10 protein-coding genes and 1 rRNA gene are annotated in these 8,711 nt (G+C 38.8%); 4 read left to right on the plus strand and 7 right to left on the minus strand.

Features of this window, described 5'->3' with window-relative positions:
- Positions 1-286: 286 nt before the first annotated feature.
- Positions 287-904, plus strand: coding sequence for a YitT family protein (locus tag V7266_RS22610; RefSeq protein ID WP_335471233.1), 618 nt, complete (start codon positions 287-289; stop codon positions 902-904).
- 9 nt (positions 905-913) lie between these two features.
- On the opposite strand, the gene cysC is transcribed toward V7266_RS22610, so the two are convergent.
- The 5 genes from cysC to V7266_RS22635 are packed head-to-tail and all read right to left on the minus strand — an operon-like array spanning position 914 to position 4,750.
- Complete coding sequence (cysC, locus tag V7266_RS22615) at positions 914-1,483, minus strand: adenylyl-sulfate kinase (RefSeq protein WP_335471234.1); 570 nt, start codon at positions 1,481-1,483, stop codon at positions 914-916.
- A 30-nt stretch (positions 1,484-1,513) separates the two neighbouring features.
- Entirely contained in the window at positions 1,514-2,677 is a 1,164-nt protein-coding gene (gene sat / locus V7266_RS22620; protein ID WP_335471235.1) for a sulfate adenylyltransferase, read from the minus strand.
- Positions 2,678-2,735: 58 nt separating this feature from the next.
- Complete coding sequence (locus V7266_RS22625) at positions 2,736-3,446, minus strand: phosphoadenylyl-sulfate reductase (protein WP_420491484.1); 711 nt, start codon at positions 3,444-3,446, stop codon at positions 2,736-2,738.
- 16 nt (positions 3,447-3,462) lie between these two features.
- Complete coding sequence (locus tag V7266_RS22630) at positions 3,463-3,999, minus strand: histidine phosphatase family protein (RefSeq protein WP_335471236.1); 537 nt, start codon at positions 3,997-3,999, stop codon at positions 3,463-3,465.
- 1 nt (position 4,000) lies between these two features.
- Positions 4,001-4,750, minus strand: coding sequence for a phosphosulfolactate synthase (locus V7266_RS22635; protein WP_335471237.1), 750 nt, complete (start codon positions 4,748-4,750; stop codon positions 4,001-4,003).
- Positions 4,751-4,913: 163 nt separating this feature from the next.
- Here V7266_RS22635 and V7266_RS22640 point away from each other — a divergent pair, with 163 nt between their 5' ends.
- The 3 genes from V7266_RS22640 to V7266_RS22650 all read left to right on the plus strand — a co-directional run bounded on the left by V7266_RS22640 (position 4,914) and on the right by V7266_RS22650 (position 6,946).
- The gene (locus V7266_RS22640; protein WP_335471238.1) at positions 4,914-6,158 is read left to right on the plus strand and encodes an MFS transporter; all 1,245 of its coding nucleotides are present in this window, start codon (positions 4,914-4,916) and stop codon (positions 6,156-6,158) included.
- A 43-nt stretch (positions 6,159-6,201) separates the two neighbouring features.
- Positions 6,202-6,480 (plus strand): hypothetical protein, encoded by a 279-nt coding sequence (locus tag V7266_RS22645; protein WP_335471240.1) that lies wholly within the window; start codon positions 6,202-6,204, stop codon positions 6,478-6,480.
- Between the two features lie 193 nt (positions 6,481-6,673).
- Complete coding sequence (locus V7266_RS22650; protein WP_176541400.1) at positions 6,674-6,946, plus strand: YqhV family protein; 273 nt, start codon at positions 6,674-6,676, stop codon at positions 6,944-6,946.
- Positions 6,947-7,009: 63 nt separating this feature from the next.
- On the opposite strand, the gene V7266_RS22655 is transcribed toward V7266_RS22650, so the two are convergent.
- Complete coding sequence (locus V7266_RS22655) at positions 7,010-8,482, minus strand: spore germination protein (protein WP_335471243.1); 1,473 nt, start codon at positions 8,480-8,482, stop codon at positions 7,010-7,012.
- 125 nt (positions 8,483-8,607) lie between these two features.
- Positions 8,608-8,711: ribosomal RNA gene (gene rrf, locus V7266_RS22660) — 5S ribosomal RNA — on the minus strand; the annotation flags it as partial.

Genomic DNA, 8,711 nt, shown 5'->3' on the forward strand with positions numbered 1-8,711 from the left:
TTAGTTTTCAAAGAACAATATCTCATAAGCGACAAGAAGTATCATAACACATCCATCAAAAAAGTGTCAACCCTAATTTTTATTTATTATGGTGATGACCTTTTCCCGAAGAAGCTTTCTTATAATATCACCTCTATGCACTAATATCTACATGAAAAATTATCCAAATTAACATTTCTTCATATTCCGTATAAATCCTTCATAAAATGGACAAGTAAAGATTGTCCTAGGGGGTTATATACTTGGCAGGAACTATTAAACAATTAGCGATAGAATCATTTAGATTATGAGAAGAACACTTTTTACGTATGGCTGCTTAATATTCGGAGCCTGCCTGCAGGGTATGTCGATGTCTTTATTTTTATTTCCTCACTCTATTCCATCTGGCGGTGCTGCAGGAATTGCGATTCTAATGAATCACTGGTTTCATTTATCATTAGGATTTTCCTTGTGGATCGCTAATATAGTCTTTCTGTTTTTTGCAATCCGTTATTTTGGCTACACTTGGACCTTTAAAACCATTCTATCTGTTGCCACCACATCGACAACTGTTAATTTCATAACTTTGCATATCCCGCATATACATGTCCATCTTTTATTGGACTTGATTGCTGGCAGTGCTTTTTTCGGAATTGGCGTAGGGATTCTCATTCGAGCTGGTGCATCAAGCGGCGGAATGGTTATTCCGGCTTTAATGATTGCTACCTACAAGAATTGGAGCCCAGGTAAAGTGATGATGGGAATCAACTTTTTAATCTTCTTATTAACCGCCTTAGTTATCGATTATAAAATTGTGATTTTCGCGATTATTTGTCAATTTTTTTCAACCAATATTATTGATTATATATACGAACTAAAAATCCATCAGATTAGCTTTTTAACCGCTAATTGGCGTAAAAGATAAGAAGATCCGCTATAGAATNNCTACAGATTGTTCAATTGTCATCTTATCGGAATCAATCATAATTTCTGGACAAATTGGTGCCTCATAAGGTGATGAGATTCCTGTAAATTCTGGGATTTCCCCTTTACGTGCCTTTTTATACAGTCCTTTAGGATCGCGATCTTCACAAACCATTATAGGACAATTTAGGTAGACTTCAATAAACTCACCGGGTTCAAACATTTTGCGGACAAGTTCTCTATCGTCAAGGAAGGGGGAGATAAAGGCAGTACATACAATCTGACCACTGTCGACAAACAGTTTTGCCACTTCCCCGATTCTACGGATATTCTCTTTTCTGTCCTCTGGCAAAAAACTTAAATCGCGATTTAATCCATGACGGATATTATCCCCATCCAATACATAGCTTCGATAGGATTCCTGAAATAACATATGATCAACCGCATTAGCAAGAGTGGATTTTCCTGCCCCAGACAAACCGGTAAACCAAAGAACGCAGCTTTTATGACCATTTAATAGGAGACGGTCTTTTTTTGTAATCGTTGTGTGATGCCAAGTGATGTTGCCTCTTTTATTCATTCTCCTACACCCTTTTGTTGTTTTAGCAGCCTAGCCTATACTTGAATTTTCATTTATATAGGTTTCTTTCATACCCTGGATAAGGATTTCTACTACCTCAGGACGACTAAATTCTTTTGGAGGATGAACGCCATTATTCAGCATTCCTCTAACCGCCGTCCCCGATAAAATGACATGATACCCTCGATCATGAGGACATGTTTTTGCAGACGCCATGTTTTCGCATTTTTTGCAGTAGAAACTATGTTCAAAGAAAAGTGGTTTAATTCCTAGTTCTTCTTCTGTAAAGTGACTGAAGATTTTTTGGGCATCATAGGTCCCATAATAATTTCCAACCCCCGCATGATCCCTGCCGACAATAAAATGCGTACATCCATAATTTTTCCGGACAATAGCATGAAAAATGGCTTCTCTTGGTCCGGCATAACGCATGGCAGCTGGAAAAACCGACAAAAAGACCCGATCTTGCGGATAATAATTTTCGAGCAATACTTGATAGCTCTTCATCCTAATTTCACTTGGAATATCATCGGCTTTTGTCTCACCGACCAACGGATTTAGGAACAAACCGTCAACGATTTCTAAAGCTGATTTTTGAATATATTCATGAGCCCTGTGAACAGGATTTCTCGTTTGAAAACCGACTACTGTTTTCCAGCCTAGCTCTTTGAATATCTTCCTAGTTTGCAAAGGGTCTAAATAAAAGCTTTCGAAAATGGTCTTCTCTGGTCTTTTAATAAGGGTAATCGGACCAGTTAAATAAATCTCCGGCCGTTCAAACAATTTCTTTACACCGGGATGGTGAGGATCAATGGTTCTATATACTTTGTCGGCTTCCATCTTTTTATCTGGTCGAAACATCTCTTTTACCGTCATGACCCCATAAATGGTATTATCATGTATTAGGTTGATTGTTTCTCCTATTCTTATTTGTTTTGCTTTTAGAGGTTCGACCGCCAGCGTAATCGGGATGGACCATGGAAGTCCGTTAGATAGCCTCATATTCTGTACAACAGACTCATAATCGTTTTTTTCCATAAAACCTTCGAGCGGACTATAAGCCCCATTGGCGATTAATTCTAAATCACTTAATTCTAATTTACTGAGTTCGACAGAGTTTCGAATATTTTCCTTAGAAAAATGAACATCCAGCCGATTAATTAATTTGCCGCCATGCGGCATACTCTCACCCATATCTTTTTTCCTCCCTAGACCTCCCAATTATCGGTCAGCACGTTATTTGATTTGTTCTTTATCCCTCGTGGAGGCCGCATTCTGTTTTGGTATTTCCAGCCCAGCGACCTGCACGAAGATCCCCGGTATCGGAAACAGGCAGGGTACACGGTGCACAACCGATACTTGGATATCCTTGATCATGCAGAGGGTTATATGGAAGATTATTTAAGGTAATATAGGTCATGATATCTTCCCAGGACCAATGAATAAGAGGGCAAATTTTTATCTTATGAAATTTATCATCCTTATTAATATATTGGGTATTTTTCCTGGTGAGAGATTGGTCTCTTCTTAAACCGGAGATCCAGGCCGAAACATTGGATAAGGCTTCTTTTAAGGGGACAACTTTTCTCATGTGGCAGCATAGATTGGGATTATGTTTCCATAATTCATCTCCATACCATTTTGCTTGATCCTCTAAGCTTGACTTTGGTTTTAGCATCGTAATCTCGAGTAAAGGGTAACGTTCCTTTACTTTTTCAATTAATTCATACGTTTCGGGGAAATGCAGACCAGTATCAAGAAAAATAATCTTAGCTTGTTTGTTAACTTTAGAAATTAAATCAATTAAAACAATCCCCTCAGCACCGAAGCTGCAGGAATATACTATATCATCCCTATACTCCTGATAGGCCCATTTTAAAACGTCTAGGAAATCCGGTTTATTGTTTATAAAGGAGGCTACTTTCTCTTCATCCCAATTTTCATACGTTAACAGTTCAGACAACCCTTAGCCCTCCATTTCATTCACTCATTTCTACATCTAAGGTAATACATTGATTGTTCTCGACAATTATTTTATTCATATTGTTGATGTCACCATAGTTGACATAGGAGACAAACCCTCTTATCCACGAACCATGCCCAAAAACTAAAACACTGTGGCAATCTTTATATTTTTTTATAAATAAGGCGATTCGGGCCTCAAGATTCTTTAAGCTCTCTCCTAGAACTAATTCCTTGGGATTCTCTACCCACTGTTCGCCATACTTCTCCATGAGCTTATTCTTCGGAACTCCTTCAAAAGGACCAAAATCTAATTCATCTAATAGTCCCTCTGTTTCAGGCTGATAGCCATATACGCGTGCTGTTTGATGGGTCCGTTTCAGGGTACTTGCCAATACCAAATCAAAATGCTGATGTTTGAGCCTTTCTTTATTCTGATTAATTTTATTGGCAAACTCCCCTGAGACAGGAGCAAGGTCTATGTCACGTCTACCTTGAAGCCATGTTTTTTTATTCCATTCTGTTGGAAGGTGCCGAATTAGGGTGATAATCATTTTAGGCCTCCAAAAAAAAGGTTTCACTTCTAAGTCCACGGCGCTGCGATTCCAGAACGAGTACATCCTGAAGTCTCACATTTCCTAAATTTACGTTAGGACCAATTTCTTTTATAAAATACATTTGATGTTTCGCTGACGGAGCTTCAAAGATAATTTTACGTGTATCTAGATCCTTCAGTAATTCCTGAACTAAATTAGATTTAACAGCACCGCATTTTTCATATATCCCAGATGTACCAGAGTCCCGGCCTTCTGTAATTACATAATCACACCCGGCATTTAAAAGCAGCTGCATTTCTTTTTTCCAGTCAGAGATGGGCATTTCATTATTAGCATCTTTGGATCCCACCTCGGCAATGACGTGGAAATCATTCTTAATTTTTGAAATCAAATCTAAGCGTTCTCCTAAAGGAATATCCAATGTACCATTTGAAATCTCCAGCCACTCGATTCCTAAGTCATTTAAATAGGCTAGATACTCGGGAATTTTATTTTGGTAATAGCATTTTTCAAATAAAGTTCCTCCGCAATATGGCTTAATGTTAAATTCTTTATAAAGATTTATTTTTTCCCTTAAATTAGGGGTAACATAGGCAGAACCAATACCAATCTTGGCTATATCAATGATGTCACCAAAATCAGATAAAATATTTTTTAACTCCCCAAGCGGGGTTCCGAAGTCGATAACAGAAGTCAAACCATAGGTTCGATTCCCCTTAGTCCTTTCCGGTAATGTTAAAAAATTCATAGGCAATGCGCCTCCTCTATTTTTCTAGGATAGATTATTCAATAACTGGGTGAATGTGTATATATTGGGCTATTACACCTGTAATTAGGCATTTGTCATGTATAAACATCCATCAAGAACAAACAATAAAAAAGCTTAATTTTATAGTTAGGGGTGTACATCCTTGCCAAAGCAAAAACATAAAGGCTTAACGATAGCAGCCATCGGTTCCATCCCGCTGATTTTAGTTCTGGGAAACTCGATGCTAATCCCTATCCTCCCGAAGATGAAAACAGAACTAAATGTAACCCAATTTCAGACAAGTTTGATTATTTCAGTATTTTCGATTGCTGCAGCAATCTCAATACCCATATTAGGCTATTTATCCGACAGATTTTCTCGAAAGGCTGTCATCATTCCTGCACTTATTTTGTACGGCAGCGGCGGATTATTAGCTGGAGCCGCAGCGGCTTGGTTTTCAAATGCCTACACATGGATATTGGCTGGAAGGATTATGCAGGGAATGGGTGCAGCAGGAACAGCCCCCATAGCGATGGCTTTAGCAGGCGACTTATTTAAGGGCAGCGAACAAAGTAAGGTATTAGGATTAGTAGAAGCCTCTAATGGGTTCGGTAAGGTAATCAGTCCGATTATTGGATCGTTATTAGCCCTGCTCTTTTGGTATGCAGCCTTCTTTGCCTTTCCCATCTTTTGCTTACTATCCGTTTTGTTTACCATCTTTTTTATTAAAGAGAAAAAGGCGGAGAAGGAACCTCCGCCAGTTAAAAAATATATTAAAGGCCTTGTCTCGGTGTTTAAAACGGAGGGCCGCTGGTTGTTTGCCGCTTATTTAACAGGAGCTTCCTGTTTATTTACGTTGTTTGGCATTTTGTTTTATATCTCAGATATACTCGAGAAAGACCACCATATTGACGGCTTGTTAAAAGGGGCTATATTAGCAATACCGCTTTTATTTATGACCACTACATCCTATATCACAGGAAGTAATATCGGAAAAAAAATGAGTCTCATGAAAAAACTAATTGTTATTGGTTGTTTATTAATGACAGCTTCTTTTGCATCTCTAATATTCTTTACTAAATTATTACCTTTCTTTGCAGTACTGGTTGTCAGCAGTATCGGCACCGGCCTAGTACTGCCATGCATTAATAGCTTCATTACTGGTTCAGTTCCGTCTGACAGAAGAGGATTTGTCACCTCATTATATGGATCAGTTCGTTTTTTAGGGGTAGCCATCGGCCCTCCCATCTTTAGTACTTTAATGGAATGGTCTAGATCTGGAATGTTTCTTTCTACTGCAGGATTAACGTTATTATGCGGCATTCTTTGCATGATCCTGATCCATGTCGCTAAAAAGAAACCGACTGAGGAAAATGATTCACTATTTGAGAAGCTCCAATTTACGTAACACCCCCTAATCCTAACCATAGAATTTAAAGGAGAAGATTTCATTGCAAATTTATTTTTCACCCGAGGTCATTACCCCGGAATATCAAGTTTTAAATGTTGTGGATGGAAAAAACAAGGGAGTCGGGAATGTGGCCTTCTTATTTGCTGAAAAGAAACTTTATGTTTACGGCATTTTAGAAGAGGAGGAAGTGGGAGCAGACTTTAAAGATTTAATTACCCCCTATATTAAAGGACTAGCTAAGGCTAAGCCAGGACTCGATATCTTCTCTTGTTTGTATGTGGGTTGTAAGAAAATTAAACTGAATGAGGAAGAAAAATAATTAAGATTCCATAATCGGCTGACTCAGAAAAAGAACTGAGTCAGCCTTTTTGGGCATACTAATTTTTATTAGCGGGTTTAAACTAATTTACTATTCCCTTTTTAAAATGCAAGTAAGTTAAGAAAAAAACATGTCCTTCTCTTGAAAATATCAACATATAATGTGGTGAAAATGATATTTTCGGGGGGTAGCTATGTTTATAATCTTAGAAAAAGCAGTGTTGGGAATGGCCTTTTTACGATTATTATCTGGAAGTATCGAGATATTTGCAGCTATTTTAATGCTTAGATTTAATTCAGTTGAAAAAGCTTTAATGATTAATTCCTCACTTGCCCTTGTGGGTCCTATTATATTAATTTTAACCACAACAATAGGTTTAGTAGGCATCGTTGGAGATATATCTGTCATGAAAATCGTCTGGATTTTACTTGGGGTTGCATTTATATTAATAGGAGTAAAATCTTAATGAGGCCATTCTCCTTTGCCTATCTATGCAAAAAGCCTATCAGATTCGATAGGTCTGATAGGCTTAGTCATCTTGTCTTGAGCGGTCCTGTGGGTTTAGCATGTGTCCTCGCATATTACTATAGGGAACAGGTGAGCGGAGAAGTACTAATTTGAAATCAAGGGGATTAAACGGCATAAACGGATATAAATATGGAATATTCATCGTCTTGGTTCCGACTAGGAGTAAGATCCATAATGTAATCCCGATCACTAAACCCGGTACTTGGAGTATGGCGACCATGATTAAAAAGAAAACACGGAAAATACGATTAGCAAGGCTTAATTCATAACTAGGCGTTGCAAATGTTCCAATAGCAGCCACCGCAACGTATAGCACTACCTCGTGGGTAAAAATCCCGACTTGGACCGCTACATCCCCGATAATGATAGCAGAGACGATACCAAGGGCGGTAGCAAGAGCATTAGGGGTATGTATGGCCGCCATCCGTAAAATCTCAATTCCGACTTCAGCAATAAGAAATTGCCAAATAAGAGCGATTTCTCCATGATCCTTTACGCCAATGAACTTCCATCGTTCAGAAAGCAGCTGCTCATTTGTTGCATAGGTATACCAGATAGGTAATAGAAACAAGGAGGCGGTAACTGCAATAAATCTTGCAAATCGTAAAAAGCCACCTACCAAGGGCTTCTGACGATACTCCTCAGCATGCTGCAGGTGATGCCAATAGGTAGCTGGACAGATCATAACGCTCGGTGAGCCATCCACAACAATAAGGACATGCCCTTCCATTAAATGAACAGAACTTGTATCAGCTCTTTCCGTGTATCTAACTAATGGGTACGGGTTATAGTTTCTGCCAAATACAAATTCTTCTATTGTTTTTTCACCCATGGAAACCCCATCTATCGAAATATCCTCAAGTTTTTCTCTCAGCATTCTTACGTTTTCCATATCCACAATACTGTCTATGTATACTAATGCTACATCTGTCTTTGAACGATTTCCTACCTGTACATATTCCATGACTAATGATCGGTCTCTTACCCGCCTACGGATTAGTGCAAGATTAAATACTATTGTTTCCACGAACCCATCACGCGGCCCCCGAACAACTCGCTCAATATCAGGTTCCTGAGGGGAACGGATTGGATATTCCCTTGAATCAATCAGGACGACTTTACTGCCTTGTTCAACAACTAATGCAGTCTGTCCAGCAAGAACTTGAGCTATTACTTCCTCTAAGTCAGGTGTGATTACTACTTCAACATGTGGTATAAATGTTCTAACAAGCTCATTTATGGGATCATCTTTAAATTCCTCTGGTTTCCGCTTTTCAATCTCCTTCATGATTAAAAGCAGGATATTCGCCTGGGCGAACCCATCCACAAGGAACATGCTCATCTTATGTCCTGCATAATCAATTTTGCGGTGGATAATATCAAAGCTTTTCCCAACGCGCAGCTCGTGTTTTAAGTATTCAATGTTTTCTTCATACGATTCCTTAACCGGAATTTGTATCCCCTTTTTTCCCAAACATGCCAACTCCCTAAATAATTCATTAGTGGTATTTTGCGGAAAACAGAAGGGTTATATACCCCTTTCTTTTTATTCTCTTGGAAAAGCAAAAAAGACAATCAGCTAAGATTGTCTTTTTTTGTGCCTGGCAACGTCCTACTCTCACAGGGGCAAGGCCCCAACTACCATCGGCGCTGAGAAGCTTAACTTCCGTGTTCGGTATGGGAACGGGTGTGACCTTCTCGCC

It is taken from the genome of Neobacillus drentensis, assembly GCF_036965645.1.
Lineage (GTDB): Bacteria > Bacillota > Bacilli > Bacillales > Cytobacillaceae > Neobacillus > Neobacillus drentensis_D.